Annotated in this window: 16 protein-coding genes; 14 read left to right on the forward strand and 2 right to left on the reverse strand. The window is 64.8% G+C overall.

Annotated elements, in window-relative coordinates:
• The first annotated feature begins 54 nt into the window (after positions 1 to 54).
• The 8 genes from ETC27_RS17295 to ETC27_RS14295 all read left to right on the forward strand — a co-directional run bounded on the left by ETC27_RS17295 (position 55) and on the right by ETC27_RS14295 (position 8,339).
• Complete coding sequence (locus ETC27_RS17295; protein WP_168015112.1) at positions 55 to 201, forward strand: hypothetical protein; 147 nt, start codon at positions 55 to 57, stop codon at positions 199 to 201.
• Positions 201 to 941, forward strand: a complete 741-nt coding sequence (locus tag ETC27_RS14265; RefSeq protein WP_136255683.1) for a metal ABC transporter ATP-binding protein — start codon at positions 201 to 203, stop codon at positions 939 to 941. The genes ETC27_RS17295 and ETC27_RS14265 overlap by 1 nt, the downstream gene beginning before the upstream one ends.
• A complete protein-coding gene (locus ETC27_RS14270; protein WP_136255684.1) occupies positions 922 to 1,812 on the forward strand; it encodes a metal ABC transporter permease in 891 nt (296 codons plus the stop codon). The genes ETC27_RS14265 and ETC27_RS14270 overlap by 20 nt, the downstream gene beginning before the upstream one ends.
• Before the next feature lie 76 nt (positions 1,813 to 1,888).
• Positions 1,889 to 3,058, forward strand: a complete 1,170-nt coding sequence (locus ETC27_RS14275; RefSeq protein ID WP_136255685.1) for a metal ABC transporter solute-binding protein, Zn/Mn family — start codon at positions 1,889 to 1,891, stop codon at positions 3,056 to 3,058.
• 94 nt (positions 3,059 to 3,152) lie between these two features.
• Positions 3,153 to 3,857, forward strand: coding sequence for an ABC transporter ATP-binding protein (locus ETC27_RS14280; RefSeq protein WP_136255686.1), 705 nt, complete (start codon positions 3,153 to 3,155; stop codon positions 3,855 to 3,857).
• Entirely contained in the window at positions 3,857 to 6,442 is a 2,586-nt protein-coding gene (locus ETC27_RS14285) for an FtsX-like permease family protein (RefSeq protein ID WP_240724927.1), read from the forward strand. Before ETC27_RS14280 ends, ETC27_RS14285 begins: the two co-directional genes overlap by 1 nt.
• Complete coding sequence (locus tag ETC27_RS14290) at positions 6,439 to 7,815, forward strand: lipocalin-like domain-containing protein (protein ID WP_136255687.1); 1,377 nt, start codon at positions 6,439 to 6,441, stop codon at positions 7,813 to 7,815. The genes ETC27_RS14285 and ETC27_RS14290 overlap by 4 nt, the downstream gene beginning before the upstream one ends.
• A 176-nt stretch (positions 7,816 to 7,991) precedes the next feature.
• A complete protein-coding gene (locus ETC27_RS14295) occupies positions 7,992 to 8,339 on the forward strand; it encodes a DUF6482 family protein (protein ID WP_136255688.1) in 348 nt (115 codons plus the stop codon).
• A 194-nt stretch (positions 8,340 to 8,533) separates the two neighbouring features.
• Here the strand turns inward: ETC27_RS14295 and ETC27_RS14300 are convergent, their stop codons facing one another.
• On the reverse strand, positions 8,534 to 9,502 hold the full coding sequence (locus tag ETC27_RS14300) for an ABC transporter substrate-binding protein (RefSeq protein WP_136255689.1): 969 nt from the start codon (positions 9,500 to 9,502) through the stop codon (positions 8,534 to 8,536).
• Positions 9,503 to 9,660: 158 nt separating this feature from the next.
• Entirely contained in the window at positions 9,661 to 10,194 is a 534-nt protein-coding gene (gene gloA, locus ETC27_RS14305) for a lactoylglutathione lyase (protein WP_136255690.1), read from the reverse strand.
• A gap of 224 nt (positions 10,195 to 10,418) precedes the next feature.
• Between gloA and ETC27_RS14310 the strand changes: the two genes are divergently transcribed.
• The 6 genes from ETC27_RS14310 to ETC27_RS14335 all read left to right on the forward strand — a co-directional run bounded on the left by ETC27_RS14310 (position 10,419) and on the right by ETC27_RS14335 (position 15,564).
• Entirely contained in the window at positions 10,419 to 10,853 is a 435-nt protein-coding gene (locus tag ETC27_RS14310) for a C40 family peptidase (protein ID WP_136255755.1), read from the forward strand.
• A gap of 155 nt (positions 10,854 to 11,008) precedes the next feature.
• Positions 11,009 to 11,647 carry a peroxiredoxin gene (locus ETC27_RS14315; protein ID WP_136255691.1) on the forward strand — a complete coding sequence of 213 codons (639 nt, stop codon included), beginning with the start codon at positions 11,009 to 11,011 and terminating at the stop codon, positions 11,645 to 11,647.
• A gap of 208 nt (positions 11,648 to 11,855) precedes the next feature.
• Entirely contained in the window at positions 11,856 to 12,572 is a 717-nt protein-coding gene (locus ETC27_RS14320) for a thermostable hemolysin (protein ID WP_136255692.1), read from the forward strand.
• Complete coding sequence (locus tag ETC27_RS14325; protein WP_136255693.1) at positions 12,562 to 14,049, forward strand: AMP-binding protein; 1,488 nt, start codon at positions 12,562 to 12,564, stop codon at positions 14,047 to 14,049. The genes ETC27_RS14320 and ETC27_RS14325 overlap by 11 nt, the downstream gene beginning before the upstream one ends.
• Positions 14,046 to 14,738 (forward strand): iron-containing redox enzyme family protein, encoded by a 693-nt coding sequence (locus ETC27_RS14330; protein ID WP_136255694.1) that lies wholly within the window; start codon positions 14,046 to 14,048, stop codon positions 14,736 to 14,738. Before ETC27_RS14325 ends, ETC27_RS14330 begins: the two co-directional genes overlap by 4 nt.
• On the forward strand, positions 14,725 to 15,564 hold the full coding sequence (locus tag ETC27_RS14335) for an SDR family oxidoreductase (RefSeq protein WP_136255695.1): 840 nt from the start codon (positions 14,725 to 14,727) through the stop codon (positions 15,562 to 15,564). Before ETC27_RS14330 ends, ETC27_RS14335 begins: the two co-directional genes overlap by 14 nt.
• The last annotated feature ends 2 nt before the right edge of the window (positions 15,565 to 15,566 follow it).

The following is a 15,566-nucleotide window of genomic DNA, read 5'->3' on the forward strand; positions in this document are numbered from 1 at the left end:
CTCGGCGGACTTTGTTATGTTATAACTTTTGGCCTGATTTCAAGAGGTCGCACCATGGCACACCGCCACCATCACCGGCCGGAAGGCCCCTGTCATTTCTCGCTGATGTCGCTGTCATCGGCACGTCGTCTGTTGCTGGCTGCCGCTCCGCTTGCCGCACTGTGGCTCGCGGTGTCCTGGGCCGCGGGATGGTGGTCCTGATGGCGCGCCTGGCACTGCGGGACCTGAGTCTCGCCCAGGGCGGGCGCACCGTGCTTGAACACGTTGAAGGGCAGTTCCCCGATGGCGCCATCACCGCGCTGATCGGCCCCAATGGCGCCGGCAAGAGCACCCTGGTGCAGGGCATCATGGGCCTGCTCAAGCCATCGCGTGGGCACATCGACTGCAGCGTGCCTAGAGAGCGCCGCGCCTGGCTGCCTCAGCAGCTAGCGCTGGATCTGTCCTTTCCGATGAGCGTGGAAGAGCTGGTCATGACCGGCACCTGGCCAAGCCACGGGGCGCTCAAGGATTACTGTGGCCCTCACTACCTCAAGGCTCGGGAGGTGATGGCGCGGCTTGGCATTTCTCATCTGGCACACCGCCCGCTCGGCGAGCTCTCCGGCGGCCAGCGCCAGCGCGCGCTGTTCGGCCGGACCCTGATGCAGGAAGCCGAGCTATTGCTGCTCGATGAGCCCTTCGCCAATGTCGATATCGAAACCATCGAGGTACTGACCGGGGTGCTGAGGGAAATGGCGCGTCAGGGCACCACCATCCTGGTCGTGCTTCATGACCTGGACCAGCTGACCCGGCTGGCCGATGACGTCCTGTGGCTGGCCGACGGCCATGCCCAATGGAGCACGACCCAGGCCGTCATCGATCACCGCCAGCGCAGCCTGCAGTCGATGCCACCGCTGAAGCCGACACACCCCACGGACGCCCCCCATGCTCGAACTGCTAAATAGCCTCTTCATTGCGCCCTTCGACTACGGCTTCATGCAGCGGGCGCTGGTCGCCGGGCTGGCGCTGTCGCTTGCCGCGCCCGCACTTGGCGTCTTTCTGATGCTGCGCGGCATGAGCCTGATCGGCGATGCCATGGCGCATGCCATCCTGCCCGGGGTGGCGCTTGGCTTTCTGATGGCGGGCTTCTCGCTGCCGGCGATGAGCCTGGGTGGCATTCTCTCGGGCCTGCTGGTGGCGGGGCTCGCCGGCAGTGTCTCGCACATGAGCGGCCATCGGGAGGACTCGGCGATGGCCAGCTTCTTCCTGATCTCGCTCGCCGGCGGGGTCATGCTGGTCTCACTTGGCGGCAGCAGTGTGGACCTGACTCATGTGCTGTTCGGCTCGATCCTCGCCGTGGATTCCACCGCCCTGGTGCTGATCGCCGCCATCAGCAGCCTGATCGTGGTGGTGCTGGCGATCGTGTTCCGCGCCCTGGTCGTCGAGTGCCTTGATCCGCTGTTTTTGCGCGGACAGGGCATGGCCGGCGGTCTGGTGCATGGCATCTTCCTGGGACTCGTGGTGCTCAACCTGACCGCCGGTTTCCAGACGCTGGGCACCCTGATGGCGGTGGGCCTGATGATGCTGCCCGCGACCACCGCCCGCTTCTGGTCGAAGCGTCTCGAGGGGCTGATTGGCCTGGGTATCCTGATCGCCATGCTCTCCACCAGCGGCGGGCTGTTGCTTTCCTATCACCTCGAGCTGCCCTCGGGCCCGAGCATCATCCTGCTCGCCGGCACCTGCTATGTGCTCTCGGCGCTGCTTGGGCGCCATAACAGCCTGTTGGACAAGCTTCGCCGCCGCGATGCGCCGCTGGTCGCACGCGACGCCGACTGATCATCACGGGCCGGCTTTAACAAGACCAGCACCAAGGCCGGCCATCCCCACTTTCCTCATCATCGGGAGTCATGACATGCGCCACTTCCCTGCCCTCGGGCTCTCTCTGGCCACCGCCGGCCTGACGGCCACCTTGAGCGCCAGCCCGCTGTACGCCGATGAACCCATCGAGGTGGTGGCAAGCTTCAGCGTGCTCGCCGACATGGTCGAGCAGGTCGGCGGTGAGCATGTTGCCGTCACCTCCCTGGTCGGTCCCGACAGCGACCCGCACATGTTCTCGCCAAGCCCCACCGAGGCGCGCGCGGTCGCCAAGGCCGATCTGGTGGTCTTCAACGGCCTGAACTACGAGGGCTGGATCGAACGCTTGATCGCCTCCAGCGATTACGACGGTGATCTGGTGGTCGCGACGGACGGCATGACACCGATGGCCTTCGAGGGCCAGGACCATGCCGATCACGACCACAGCGACGATGATCATGAGGCGCACGACCATGACGAGCATGCCCATGAAGCCCATGATAATGCGCATGCTGGGCATGATCATGGCAACCAGGACCCCCACGCCTGGCAGGACCTGGCCAACGCCACCACCTATGTCGCCAACATCCGCGACGGCCTGATCGCCGCCGATCCGGCGCATGCCGACGCCTATCGGGCCAATGCGCAGCGCTACAGCGCGGCCATCACCTCGCTGGACGAGGAGCTTCATGCGCTGCTCGCCGAGGTGCCCGCCGACAGCAAAGTGATCACCGGCCATGAGGCCTTTGACTACTTCGCCAGTGCCTATGGGGTCACTTTCCTGTCGCCGACCGGCCTTTCCACCGAGGCCGAGCCCTCGGCATCCGATCTGGCACGGCTGATCGACGTCATTCGTGACGAGGGCGTCAGCGCCTTGTTCAACGAGAGCATGACCAGCACCGCGACCCTCGAGCAGATCGCCGAGGAAACCGGCCTGCCGATCGCCGGCACTCTTTACTCCGGCTCACTGGCTGCCGAAGGTGACGCCTCGACCTACCTGGGCATGATGCGCCACAACGCCCAGGTGCTGCATGACGCCCTGGGCGTGGAAGACCATGGCGATACCCAGGCGCATGGCCATGCTCATGACACTGGCCATGACACCGACCATGACAATGGCCACGACAATCACCACGAAGCGGGTCATGAGCACGAAGAGGATCACGCCCACGATCACGAACATGAACATGAACATGAACATGAACACGAAGGCGATCACGCTCACTGAGCGTTGAAAAGAAGTGGCATCGGGCGCTCCCTGCGGGGGGCGCCTTTTTTATGGGATGCTGTCAGACAAGCATCACCGCTCGCCAGGAGGCGTCATGCTCGAGATGCGCGATATCCACAAGGCCTACGCCACCCCGCAGGGGGATCTGTCGGTGCTCGATGGGGTCGACCTTACACTCGCTGCGGGGGCGAGCCTGGCGCTGATGGGCGAGTCCGGCAGCGGCAAGTCGACCCTTTTGCACCTGGCCGCCGGCCTCGATACCCCGGATAGCGGTGAGATCATCCTCAATGGTCAGCGCCTCTCGACCGCCAGCGAACCCGAGCGAGCGGCGCTGCGGCGCACTCAGCTAGGGCTGGTTTTCCAGCAATTCCACCTGGTGCCGAGTCTTTCAGTTGACGATAACCTGAGCCTGCAGGCGCGCCTCGCGGGCCGCGATGCGCCTGACTGGCATCGGCAACTGCTCACGCGCCTGGGGCTTGCCGAGATGGCCGACCGCTACCCCGAGCAGCTATCCGGTGGCCAGCAGCAACGTCTCGCCATCGGCCGCGCCCTGGCCGGACGCCCGGCGCTGCTGCTCGCCGACGAGCCCACCGGCAACCTCGATGAGACCAGCGCCGAGGCGGTACTGACGCTGCTGCTAGAACTGGTGCGCGACAGCGGCTGCGCGCTGCTGATGGTCACTCACAGCGCGCGAGTGGCGAGTCGTCTCGAACGTCGCCTGAGCCTGTCCCATGGCCGGTTGCTTGACGAGGACACCGCACCGGATACCCTCGCAGCGCCTGGCAAGGACGCCCGCTGATGCCATGGCCCAACGCCTCTTCACTGGCGATGGTGCGCACCGCGCTGGTCACGCTGCTGTCGCATTACCGTCGCCATCCGGGCCAGCTGGCCATGCTGCTGGTCGGGCTGTGGGTGGCCAGTGCCTTGTGGAGCGGCGTTCAGGCGATCAATGCCTCGGCCCGCGACAGCTACGCGCGTGCCGAAGCCCTGCTTTCGCCAAACATCGAGCGGCTTGAGCGCCGCGACGGTGAACCGCTTGCCTACGCCGATTTCGCCACCCTGCGTCGCGAAGGCCTGCCGGTAGCGCCCCTGATCGAGGGGGAGATCGCGCTTCGCGATGGCGAGCGGCTACCCGTGCTGGGCATCGACCCACTGAGCATGTCGGCGGGCAGATTGGGGAGCGTGAGCGGGAACTTGAGCAAAAGCGCTGCTACGGCCTCCAAGACAGACGACGGCGACAACTCGCTCAACCTGCTTCAACCTCCCGGCCAGACCCGGCTGGCCCCGGAGACGCTGGCCTCCCTCGAGACCTCTCTTGACGCTAGCCCAGGGGCGCGGCTTCGCACCGCCAGTGGCGCACGCCTGCCGCCGCTGGTCGTCGATGCCGCGCTACCACCGGGCACCCTGGTGCTGGATATCGCCCGCGCCGCTGAGCTGCTCGAACGCGGCACCCGCATCGATGGCCTGTTGCTTTCGCCAGGCGCCAGGGCGACGCTGCCCGAAGGCTACCGACGCACGAGCTCTGCATCGGGGCTCTCGCCCGGCCAACTGACCGAAAGCTTCCACCTCAACCTGACGGCCCTGGGGCTGTTGTCACTGGTGGTGGGGTTATTGATCGTGCACGCCGCCCTGGGCCTCGCCCTGGAACAGCGCCTGGGGCTTCTGCGCACCCTGCGCGCGTTGGGTGTGCCGGGCCCCACCCTGGTCGCGCTGCTGGCCGTCGAACTCGTCCTGCTGGGGCTCGCCGGCACCCTACCGGGCCTGCTCGCCGGGCTGTGGCTGGCAAGAGTACTGTTGCCGGACGTGGCGGCGAGCCTCGAGGCGCTGTTCTCGGCCCCGGTCGGCGCCACGCTGTCACTACCCTGGCACTTCTGGGCCGGTAGCCTCGCCATGACGTTGGGTGGCCTTGCCACCGCGGGGTTGGGAATGCTGTGGCGTACCGCGAAGCTGGACATCCTGGCCCTCGGTCACGCCCAGCCCTCTCCCGCGCAGAGCTACCGCCGCCACAAGCGTCAGGCGGTGTTGGCGGCGATTGTCTGGCTGGCGGCTCTGGTGCTGTGGGTCTGGCCGGCGCCACCCGGCACGCCACGCCTGATCATGGGCTTCGCCATGGTCGCGCTGATGCTTGCCGGCAGTGCGCTCTGCCTGCCGGTGCTGCTGGCCGCGATCCTCGAGGGCCTCAAGCGGTGGCTGAAGCCCCCTTCCCCCAGGGCGACGCTCGCCCGCTGGGCACTGGCCGACCTGCAACTGCAGTTGCCACGGCTACAGCTGGCGATGATGGCGCTGCTGCTGGCACTCGCCACCAACCTTGGCGTCGCCGGCATGGTCGGCGGTTTTCGCCTGACCTTTCTCGACTGGCTCGATCAGCGCCTGGTCGCCGACCTTTACCTGCGCCCACCACCGGCGGCCCATGAACCCTGGCGTGACTGGCTCGAGACGCGCCCCGAGATCACCACCCTGCTCGAGCGCCGCGAGGCCGAGACACGCCTGATCAGCCAACAAGGTGAGCGCCCGGTGAGCCTGCAAGGCCTGACCCCGGTACCGGCGCTGACGACCCGCTGGCCGCTGCTGGCCACGCGCAGCGACGATATCGAGGCGGCCTGGCAGGCGCTACGCGACGGCGAGGCGCTGATCAATGAGCAGCTCTCGATCGCCACCGGGCTGAGCCCGGGCGACACCCTGACCCTGGCAAGCCCTGATGGTCCCTTCACCACCCAGGTGGCGGCCGTCTACCCGGACTACGGCAACCCGCGCGGCGAGGTGACGCTCACCGTGGAGCGCTTGATCACACGCTTTGCGGCCCCGCCCGGCTCGCTGGGCCTGGTGCTGGCTCCGGGGCTATCGGCGAGTGACAAGGCTGCCCTGCGACAGACGTTGACGAGCCCCCTGCCGACGGCGGGCGAGGCGCCAGCGCCGACACTCATCGACCAGCAGACCCTGCATCGTCAGGCCCGGCAGATATTCGAGCGCACCTTCGCCGTGACGCAAGCGCTGACCGCTCTGACCCTTGGCGTCGCCGCGCTGTCGCTCTTCACCAGCCTGCTCGCCCAGGCCCGGGAGCGCCGCACCCGGCTGGCGCCCCTGTGGGCACTGGGCCTGACCCGCACCACCCTGCTCGGCGTGACGCTTGCCCAGCTGGGTGGCCTGGCGCTTGCCACGGCATTGCTGGCCCTGCCGCTGGGGCTCACCCTGAACGGGGTCCTGATTGCCGAGATCAACGTCGCGGCCTTCGGCTGGCGGCTGCCGCTGCATGTCTTCCCGGCGTCATGGGCTGAAGCGCTGGGTCTCGCCCTGCTGGTGGCCCTGCTCGCCGCCGCCCTGCCCGCCTGGCGGCTATGGCGCGCACCACCGCGTCAGTTGCTCGAGGAGTTCAACGCCGCATGAATCGTCACTCGCCAAAACGCCGCGTGATCACTCGCCTGCCGCGCTGGGGCCGGGTGGCGCTAGTGGGAGTGACACTGGCGCTGTTACTCGGCCTCGCCCTGCTGGCTTTTTCTCCACCGCAGACGCCATTCAACGCCTCTCCTTCCTCGAGCAAAGCGTCGAACGGCGGCTTCGCGGGCCTTGGCCGTGCCGCCGAGGGGTTCAAGGCGGCGAGGCCCGGTGAGCCGCTTACCTTCCCCACGGATCACGGTGCGCATCCTGCCTATCGCACCGAGTGGTGGTATCTCACCGCCAACCTGCGCGACGAGGAGAACCGGCCGCTGGGCCTGCAGTGGACGCTGTTTCGTCAGGCGCTGGCGCCACCGGGAGCGAGTGAAGGCGTTCGCGAAGCAGAAAACGCCGCCGCCACTGGTACGCACAGGGGCGAAAAAACGGACGAGAACACTGGCGAAAGCAAACGCAGCAGCGTTACCAACCCTTGGATCTCTAATCAGCTATGGATGGCCCACGCCGCCGTTTCCCAGGGCGAGCAGCATGTGGTTGCCGAACGCCTGAGCCGGGGCAGCCCGCCAGGCCTAAAGGGCTCGGCGGGGGTGCGCGCCACGCCCTTTGCAGCCTGGATCGATGACTGGCAAATGATCAGCACCGCACCCGGTACTCTCTCAAGTACTCTCCCAGGCACTATCCCAAGTACTCTCTCAAGCACTCTCTCAAGTACTCTCTCAAGCCCGGCCGATGGTCTGAGCCAGTTAAGCGTTACCGCCACCTTGGATGACACCACCCGTTATCGGCTGACGCTGACCGCGGAGGGGCCTCTCGTCGCTCACGGCGAGGCGGGCTTCAGCCAGAAGGCCGCCGACGGCCAGGGGTCTTACTATTACAGCCAGCCCTTCTACCGGGTCGAGGGCGAGGTGACCCTTAACGGTATTGCACATCGCGTCAGCGGCCAGGCCTGGCTCGACCGGGAATGGAGCAGCCAACTGCTGGGCGAGGCTCAGCAGGGCTGGGACTGGCTGTCGCTGCATCTCACCGATGGCAGCAAGCTGATGGCCTTTCGCCTGCGCGGCGGCGCGTCACTGCAGAGCCGAGATTATGTGTCGGGCAGTCTCATCGATGCAGACGGCGACCTTACTCCTCTGGGGCCAGATGAGCTTTCACTGACCCCGCTCAGTGAAAGCTCGGTGGCCGGCAGGCGACTGCCCACCCGCTGGCGGCTCGAGGTGCCGGGCCAGGAACTCGACCTGACGATTAGCGCCCGCCATCCCAAGCGCTGGATGACGACCCGGGTGCCCTATTGGGAAGGCGCGGTCACAGTAAGCGACGCGGACGGCCAACCACGAGGAGAAGGCTATCTGGAGATGACCGGCTACTGAACCGCAGGCGCCGATGTCAGGACATGTACAGCGCACTATCGCGTCATCTGCTCCTCTCGTTTGGCCATCGTTGCACCAGATCGCGTTCATCTCGCTACCCACCCTCACAAATCACTGGACAGGCCGCCAACAACTTCTACATTAATTGTACAACCCTTATTATGGAGTGTTCCCCCATGGTCGCCGACGACTATCCTGTGCCCGAGACTCAGTTCACGCTCACAAGTCTTGCCCATGCGCTTGATCAGGGCATGTCACCGATCGTCGAGGTCAAGTCCATGGATGGCATCTACTCGGTGCGATTACATCACGCAAGCGGCATGTCGAGCCTGGTCGACGAATCGGGCAGTGTCTGCACCTTCAAGGGCACCGGCGAAATTCGTGACCTGATGGGCTCGCTGGGCCTCACTCACGGTGTACTGACCTGGGATGATCAATGTGGTGACGAGATGATCGGCGTGCCCAGCAAGCCGATCAGTGCCGAGGAAATGCTCACCTACGGCACCCGTATCGCTTTTCGATGAGCCCCTTTCGATAACCGAGTGACGCGGACTCCACGATAAACCGGGCCTGTCCACTGGGGTCCAATGCACGCGCCTTGCGAGGTACCTCTTTCGAACAAGGCCCGACAGACAAGCGCTGATACAAAAAAAGACCGCCCGAAGGCGGTCTTTTGCCGTTGCTAGCTTGCCCTTGCATCAGGGCCGCAGCGAAGCGATCAAGACTCGAAGTCGAAGGCTTCCTGCAGGGCAGGCCAGGCCGGCTTACCGTCGACGGTGGTCACACCCTCGGCAAAGGCCTTGATGCGCTCTGGGTGCTGGACGATCCACTCAATGGCGACCTCATCCGGATCGCGTTCTTCGTAGCTGAATTCGTAGATCATCGCGCTCTGGTCATCGGCGCTGAAGGTCAGCTGATCGAGTAGGCGGGTCGCATTGGGATGAGACTCGGAATAGGGCTTGTTCAGCAGCGTACGTACATCGCTGCTGCCACCGTCCGGGCCCCACATGTCCTCGGTGTCTTCGAGATAGACCACATCGTATTCGATGTTCATCCAGTGCGGCGTCCAGCCGGCGAAAACGATCCACTCATCATTGTTGATGGCGTTCTTGACGGCACTGAGCATGCCCGGGGTCGATGTTTCCACCGGCTTCCAGTCACCCAGTCCATAGGTGTCGTTGTCGATGGCCTCGTTGAGCGTGTCACTCATGCCGGAACCGACTTCAATAGAAAATATCTCGCGCTCGAACTTGTCGGCGAACTCGTCCTTGTCCAGGTCACCGACCTGGGTCACGCCAGCCTCGGCCACATAGCGCGGCACGGCAAAGCCGATCAGGGCGCCATCGACGTTGTTGCCCAGGTCGACCAGGGTGTCTTTCTCCATTGAGGCGTCATACATCGGCTGCTGAGCGGGCAGCCAGCCCGCCATGAAGGCGTCGACCTCATTAAGGTTCAGTGCCTCATAGGCAATCGTCGCACCAATTTCCTGCTGGCTGGGTTCATAGCCCAGTGCCGTCAGCAGCTCGGCAGCGAGCTGGGTCTTGACCGTAACGCCCGGCCAGGACGGCGTGGCGAAGCGTATTTCGGCACTCTCATCGGCACTGGCGAGAGCCGGCAGCAGGGCCAGCGGGAGGGCCACCAGGCCGCTTGTAAGAATGCGAGACATGGGACGGTTAGCGTTATTCAAAGAACGATCCTTGGCAGGTCATGCCATGAATGGGGTCGCAGAAACCCTACTCCTATCTACCGTTGGTCGCAAAAAAGCCCCGCATGGCGGGGCTTTTTTGCAACTTGCGGCACGGCCGTGCTTACCTCGCCGCCTCAATCGCCAGTTCAGTCAGTATTTCAGTCACCAATGTTTGCCAGGCGGGCGGCCTCGACGATCTCGATCCAGTAGCCGTCGACGTCCTTGACGAAGACCACGTCTTTCATCTTGCCCTGATCGGCGCGCTTGATGAACTCGACCTCGTTGGCATCGAACCACTCAACGGCGGCATCCAGATCCGGTACCGAGAAGCAGATATGGCCAAAGCCCTGCGGCTCGGCGTTACCATCGTGGTAGGAGAAATCTTCCTGGTCTTCGGTGCCCCAGTTGTGGGTCAGCTCGAGCAGGCCCTTCTGGCTGAAGGTCCAGACGGTGCGCTCGCCGCTGTCTTCAGGCACCTGATCGCCGTCCTCAAGACGCGCCAGAAAATATAGCGAGAAGCCGAGCTCCTCGAAGTCCAGCTTGCGCAGCACCCGCATGCCAAACACGCGGGTATAGAAGGCCAGCGACTTGGCCGGGTCCTTGACCCGCACCATGGTGTGGTTGAGGCGAAAGCCCTGGGACTCGGCGGTGGGGGCCTGAACGCCCGGATGCTGCTCTCCGGTAAAACTCATGGGATCTCCCTTACAGTCGAAAGCGGTGTGCTATGGTCAAGGAGATGCGCCTTGACGCTACGCTTTTCAAGCCTTGGCCAAGCATCGGGGCATAGCATGAAGGATGCCGCGTCCGATTTAACGCTTATTGAAGAGCCAATCCCGTGCCCGAGAATACTGTCACTGCCCTCGCTCGCGCCCCCTCATGCCGACTGACCTTGCCCTGGCGGTATGGGGTTCTGCTGATGGTACTGACGCTGGTAACCGGCTGCGCCGGGCCAAGGCTCGCAACCAATGATCGTGACGCCGGGCTCTCCATCGAACGCTTGCTGGTACTCGAGCAGGCCCGCGACGCCCTCGGCACCCCCTATCGCTGGGGCGGGGCTTCTTCAGGCGGGCTCGACTGTTCGGGGCTGGTACTGGTCAGCTACCGCGCCGCGGGGCTACAGGTGCCGCGTACCGCCAACAAGCAATACCAGGCACTGCCTGCCATCGATGCCGCGCGCCCGGGAGACCTGTTGTTCTTCGGCCGCGGCAGTCGCGCAAGCCATGTGGGTATCTATGCCGGCGACGGCCAGATGATTCATGCACCGGGCCGCGGCCGGAACGTCACCACGACCTCGCTCAACCTGGACTACTGGCAAAAACGCTTCCTGGGCGCTGCCGCACCGGCCCCTTAGCAAGCCGACTGCGGCACTTCACCAACCACATTTAGCTTTTTGACAATATGCTTATGGGAAATCGGCTTATCGGAGGCCTTGTTTCCTGGCCTCATCGTCCTGATATAAGGGACAAGGCAACACGTGATGATCATCCGACTTCTTAGGAGGACAGCATGGCTCTGCAACTTGGCGATATCGTTCCAGACTTCACGCAAGACAGCACCGACGGTCCGATCAACTTCCACGAGTGGGCCGGCGACGGCTGGGTAATTCTGTTCTCGCACCCCAAGGATTTCACCCCGGTCTGCACCACTGAGCTGGGCGAAGTCTCGCGCCTCAAGCCCGAATTCGACAAGCGCAACACCAAGGCCATCGGCCTTTCGGTAGACCCGCTTGAAGATCACAAGGCCTGGGTCGGTGACATCCAGGAAACCCAGGGCCAGGCGCTGAACTTCCCGCTGCTGGCCGATGCCGACCGCAAGGTCAGCGACCTGTATGGCATGATCCATCCCAATGCCAACGACACCCTGACCGTGCGCAGTGTCTTCATTATCGACCCCAACAAGAAGCTGCGCCTGACCCTTACCTATCCGGCCAGCACCGGGCGCAACTTCAACGAGATCCTCAGGGTGCTCGACAGCCTGCAGCTCACCGATGGCTACAAGGTGGCCACACCGGTCAACTGGTGTGACGGCGATGACTGCATCATCGTCCCCGCGATCAGCAATGAAGAAGCCAAGACGCTCTTTCCGCAGGGCTGGGACGAGCAAAAACCCTACCTGCGCGTCACCAAACAGCCCAACAAGGGCTGAGAAAGGCGCCGGGCGCGTCGAGACACGTCGCCCGGTTGCTGGAAACCTTGAGCTTGATGCCAACAACAGACCGCCGCCCCTCGGGGTGGCGGTCTGTTGTTGTCGATAACGTTATCGGCTTGCCTCATTTTCAAAAGGTCTGGCGTTTTTAAGCCAGCGTTAATCTAGCCCGCCCACACTATCAGGGAAGCTCATGGAGGCGACCCTGATGCCCTATTCCGATGCCCAGCCCGACACCCTGTTCGGGGCAGCACGACAAAGCCCGCTCCCCCGCCTGATCGCGGTCGAGCGGCCACTGGATGCCGCCAGCCTCGAGGCAGCAGCGCCGCTTACCTGGCATATTGCCGAGAATCGGTTTCAGCAGTCGGCACTGGAAACCCTGATCCGCGAGCGTTTCGCCTGCGACCACGGCGCCCAAGTCAGCCACTTCCTGACCCGCCTGCTGGGACTCTGGCAGAACGACCTTCCCCAGGCAGCCGTCGGCGTCCAATGTGCCGCAGAGGGTCATCTGTTCCTCGAGACTTATCTCGATGCGTCCATCGAGTCAGCGCTGGCGGCGTCTTTCGGTCAGCCCGCGGCGCGCGAGAGCATCGTCGAAATCGGCAACCTGGCCTGCCGCCGCCCAGGGCTACAGCGCGCCCTGATGCTGCACCTCATCGAACAGCTTTTCCACGAGGGCTACACCTGGCTGGTGTTTACCGCCACACCGGCGGTGCGCAACGGTTTTCGTCGCCTGGGCCTGTCGGCAAGCCCCCTGGCGCTTGCCGACCCTGCGCGCCTGTCGGCACAAAGTCGCGAGGCCTGGGGCCGCTATTATGACCTGGCACCTTGGGTGATGGGCGGTTCGCTGGCGCTTGCCTATGCCAACCTCAAGGCCCAGGGCATGTTGCCGACCCGCCAGCGGGAGGGCATCCATGTCTGCTGAGCGTCGCCGCTTCCTCGAGGCCCTGGCAGGGCATGCCCGTGCCTTCCCCGACCGGGTTGCCCTGGACGATGGCCTGGGTCGGCTGACCTACGCTGAGCTGCTCCCCGAGGTAAAACGCCGCCGTGAGCGGCTGGCGGCGCTAGGCGCCCAGCGCGTCGGCCTGGCCCTGGATAACGGCCTCGACTGGGCGCTGTGGGATCTCGCCCTGCTCAGCGATGAGCGGGTGGCCGTCCCGGTGCCAAGCTTCTTCTCGGCATCACAGCGACAGCACCTGGTCGCAAGCGCCGGCCTGGATAGCTGGATCGGCGCCGGCTTTGAAGCGACCGCGCTCGGCTTCGCCCCTAGCGACGATAAGGCCTTCGCCTGCCGAACGTTAAGCCAGCCTCCTAAGATGCATGCGGGTACCGCCAAGATCACCTTCACCTCCGGTACCAGTGGCACCCCCAAGGGCGTCTGTCTCGATAGCGCCGCCATGCTAGGCGTCGCCGAGAGCATCGCCACGCTCGTCGCGCCCCTCGGTATCCGTGGTCACCTGGCCGTGCTTGCGCTTTCCACCCTGCTCGAGAACATCGGCGGGCTCTATGTGCCGCTGTGGTTGGGCGCCACCTGCCACCTGCCGAGCACCGCCAAGCTGGGCTGGCAGGGCGCCAGTGGTTTCTGTCCACACACCGCCATGGCCGTCATCGAGGCCGTGCAGCCCCAGAGCCTGATCCTGGTGCCTCAGCTCTTGCAGGCCCTGCTGACAGTCGCCCCCGCAGCGCCCCAAAGTCTGTCCTTCGTCGCGGTGGGAGGCGCCCGCCTGGCACCGGCGCTACTCACCCATGCCGAGCAGACCGGCTGGCCGGTCTTCGAAGGTTACGGGCTCTCTGAATGTGCCTCGGTGGTGAGCCTGAACCGACCCGGTGAAGCGGCTCAAGGCGTCGGCCGCCCGCTACCGCACGCGACGGTGCGTCTGTCCGACAGCGGCGAGGTCGAGATCAGCGGCGCCACCATGCTCGGCTATCTGGGCGAACCCCCGATCGGTGCCTGGCATTCAAGCGGCGATCTGGGCCGTTTCGAGGGCGATCACCTGCATCTCGATGGTCGCCGCCGCGAGGTTTTCATTACCGCTTATGGCCGCAACGTCGACCCTCAGTGGGTAGAAGCCGAGCTCACCCTGCAACCCATGATCGCCCAGGCACTGGTGAACGGTGAGGCGCTGGATCACAACCGTGCGCTGATCGTGCCAAGGGACCCTCTGGCCGACGATGACACGCTGACGGCGGCCATCAGCGCGGCCAATGCCCGGCTGCCTGACTATGCACGGGTCCACGCCTGGCGGCGCGCGACGCCCTTCACGCCGGTCAATGGTCAGCTCACCGCCAATGGCCGGCTGCGCCGTACGACCTTGCTCAATATCTATCACGACTGGCTGACCGCCCAGGCGACACCCACGTCTCCTGCTTCTTTCACCTCTTCAACAGGATCCGCCTTATGAGCGCCTACCAACACCTGCTCGACGAGACAAAAACCGAGCGCGAGGCCATGCTTTCCATCCCGCTATTGCAGCGGGCTCAGCGTGGCGAGGTCAGTCACGCCGAATACCTGGCCTTCCTCGGCCAGGCCTATCACCACGTGCGTTTCACGGTGCCATTGATGATGGCCTGCGGGGCACGCCTGCCCGATGACAAGGGCTGGCTGCGCGAGGCGCTGGTCGAGTACATCGACGAGGAGCATGGCCACGAGCAATGGATCCTCGATGACATCCGCGCTGCAGGCGGCGACCCCGAGGCCGTGGTAGCGACCACTCCGGCGCCGGCCACCCGGCTGATGGTCGGCCATGTGCGCGACGTGATCACCCACGACAACCCGGTCGGCTTCTTCGGCATGGTGCTGGTGCTCGAGGGCACCAGTACGGCGCTTGCCACCCAGGCCGCCGAAGCGCTCCAGCAGCACCTCGGCCTGCCCAAGGAGGCCTTTCGCTACCTGCTCTCCCACGGCAGCCTGGATATCGGCCATATGGCCTTCTTCGAGTCGCTGATCGAGCGCCTTGATGAGGACGACCTGGCAGCGGTAATCGATACCGCCGCCATGGTCTACCGCCTGTACGGCGCCATGTTCCGTGGTATCGAGGCCGCCTGCAGCGGTGGCGATATCAACCGGGAGCTCGCCGATGCGCTGGCCTAAGCGCTTGTCCAAGCCCTGGTTCAGGAAGCCTACCCTCGAGGGTGGCTGGCCCGCCCAGCGCATTCTGGTGACCGGCGCCAGCGGTGGCATCGGCCGTGCCCTGGTCAAGGAGCTGGCGTCCACCGGTGCCCAGGTACTTGCCAGCGGACGCAACACCGGGACCCTCGCGGCACTGGCGGCCGAGAATCCCGACCATATAAGCGCGATGGCGGCCGACCTGACCGGTGCCGATGATCGAGCTCGCCTGGTTGAGGCGGCCCGGCGTGCCGACTGCAATGTGCTGATCAACGCGGCCGGCATCAACCATGTCGGCCTGTTCGAACATGAGGCCGACGACAGTATCGCCACGCTGATCAACGTCAACCTGACCGCCACGCTGCAGCTCACTCACATGCTGCTGCCGCAGTTGATGGCGGCCCGTCAGGGGCAGCTGGTCAATGTCGGCTCGACCTTTGGCGCCATCGGCTACCCCTCACAGGCCACCTACTGTGCGACCAAGTTCGCGCTGCGCGGGTTTTCCCAGGCACTGCGCCGCGAACTGGCCGACACCCGGGTGCGGGTGCTGTATGTCGCTCCGCGCGCGACCCGCACCACCATGAACAGCGCCGAGGTGGAAGCCATGAATGAGGCGCTGGGCACCGCCATGGATTCCCCGGAGCGAGTGGCTCACGCCGTGCGATCCGCCATCGAAGGACAACGCGAAGAAACGCAAATAGGCTGGCCTGAAGGCCTCTTCGTGCGACTCAACGCCATCCTGCCGCGCCTGGTGGACCGCGCCCTGCACCGCCAGCTGCCGATCATTCGCCGCTTCGTCGGCAAGTCATGAGG

The sequence above is a fragment of the Onishia niordana genome (assembly GCF_004798965.1).
GTDB lineage: Bacteria > Pseudomonadota > Gammaproteobacteria > Pseudomonadales > Halomonadaceae > Onishia > Onishia niordana.

Coding starts and splice junctions, on each gene's coding strand:
- ETC27_RS14275 (WP_136255685.1), top strand. CDS start 1,889: ATGCGCCACTTCCCTGCCCTCGGGCTCTCTCTGGCCACCGCCGGCCTG.
- ETC27_RS14315 (WP_136255691.1), top strand. CDS start 11,009: ATGGCTCTGCAACTTGGCGATATCGTTCCAGACTTCACGCAAGACAGC.
- ETC27_RS17295 (WP_168015112.1), top strand. CDS start 55: ATGGCACACCGCCACCATCACCGGCCGGAAGGCCCCTGTCATTTCTCG.
- ETC27_RS14335 (WP_136255695.1), top strand. CDS start 14,725: ATGCGCTGGCCTAAGCGCTTGTCCAAGCCCTGGTTCAGGAAGCCTACC.
- ETC27_RS14330 (WP_136255694.1), top strand. CDS start 14,046: ATGAGCGCCTACCAACACCTGCTCGACGAGACAAAAACCGAGCGCGAG.
- ETC27_RS14310 (WP_136255755.1), top strand. CDS start 10,419: ATGGTACTGACGCTGGTAACCGGCTGCGCCGGGCCAAGGCTCGCAACC.
- gloA (WP_136255690.1), bottom strand. CDS start 10,194: ATGAGTTTTACCGGAGAGCAGCATCCGGGCGTTCAGGCCCCCACCGCC.
- ETC27_RS14290 (WP_136255687.1), top strand. CDS start 6,439: ATGAATCGTCACTCGCCAAAACGCCGCGTGATCACTCGCCTGCCGCGC.
- ETC27_RS14265 (WP_136255683.1), top strand. CDS start 201: ATGGCGCGCCTGGCACTGCGGGACCTGAGTCTCGCCCAGGGCGGGCGC.
- ETC27_RS14325 (WP_136255693.1), top strand. CDS start 12,562: ATGTCTGCTGAGCGTCGCCGCTTCCTCGAGGCCCTGGCAGGGCATGCC.
- ETC27_RS14295 (WP_136255688.1), top strand. CDS start 7,992: ATGGTCGCCGACGACTATCCTGTGCCCGAGACTCAGTTCACGCTCACA.
- ETC27_RS14320 (WP_136255692.1), top strand. CDS start 11,856: ATGCCCTATTCCGATGCCCAGCCCGACACCCTGTTCGGGGCAGCACGA.
- ETC27_RS14280 (WP_136255686.1), top strand. CDS start 3,153: ATGCTCGAGATGCGCGATATCCACAAGGCCTACGCCACCCCGCAGGGG.
- ETC27_RS14285 (WP_240724927.1), top strand. CDS start 3,857: ATGCCATGGCCCAACGCCTCTTCACTGGCGATGGTGCGCACCGCGCTG.
- ETC27_RS14270 (WP_136255684.1), top strand. CDS start 922: ATGCTCGAACTGCTAAATAGCCTCTTCATTGCGCCCTTCGACTACGGC.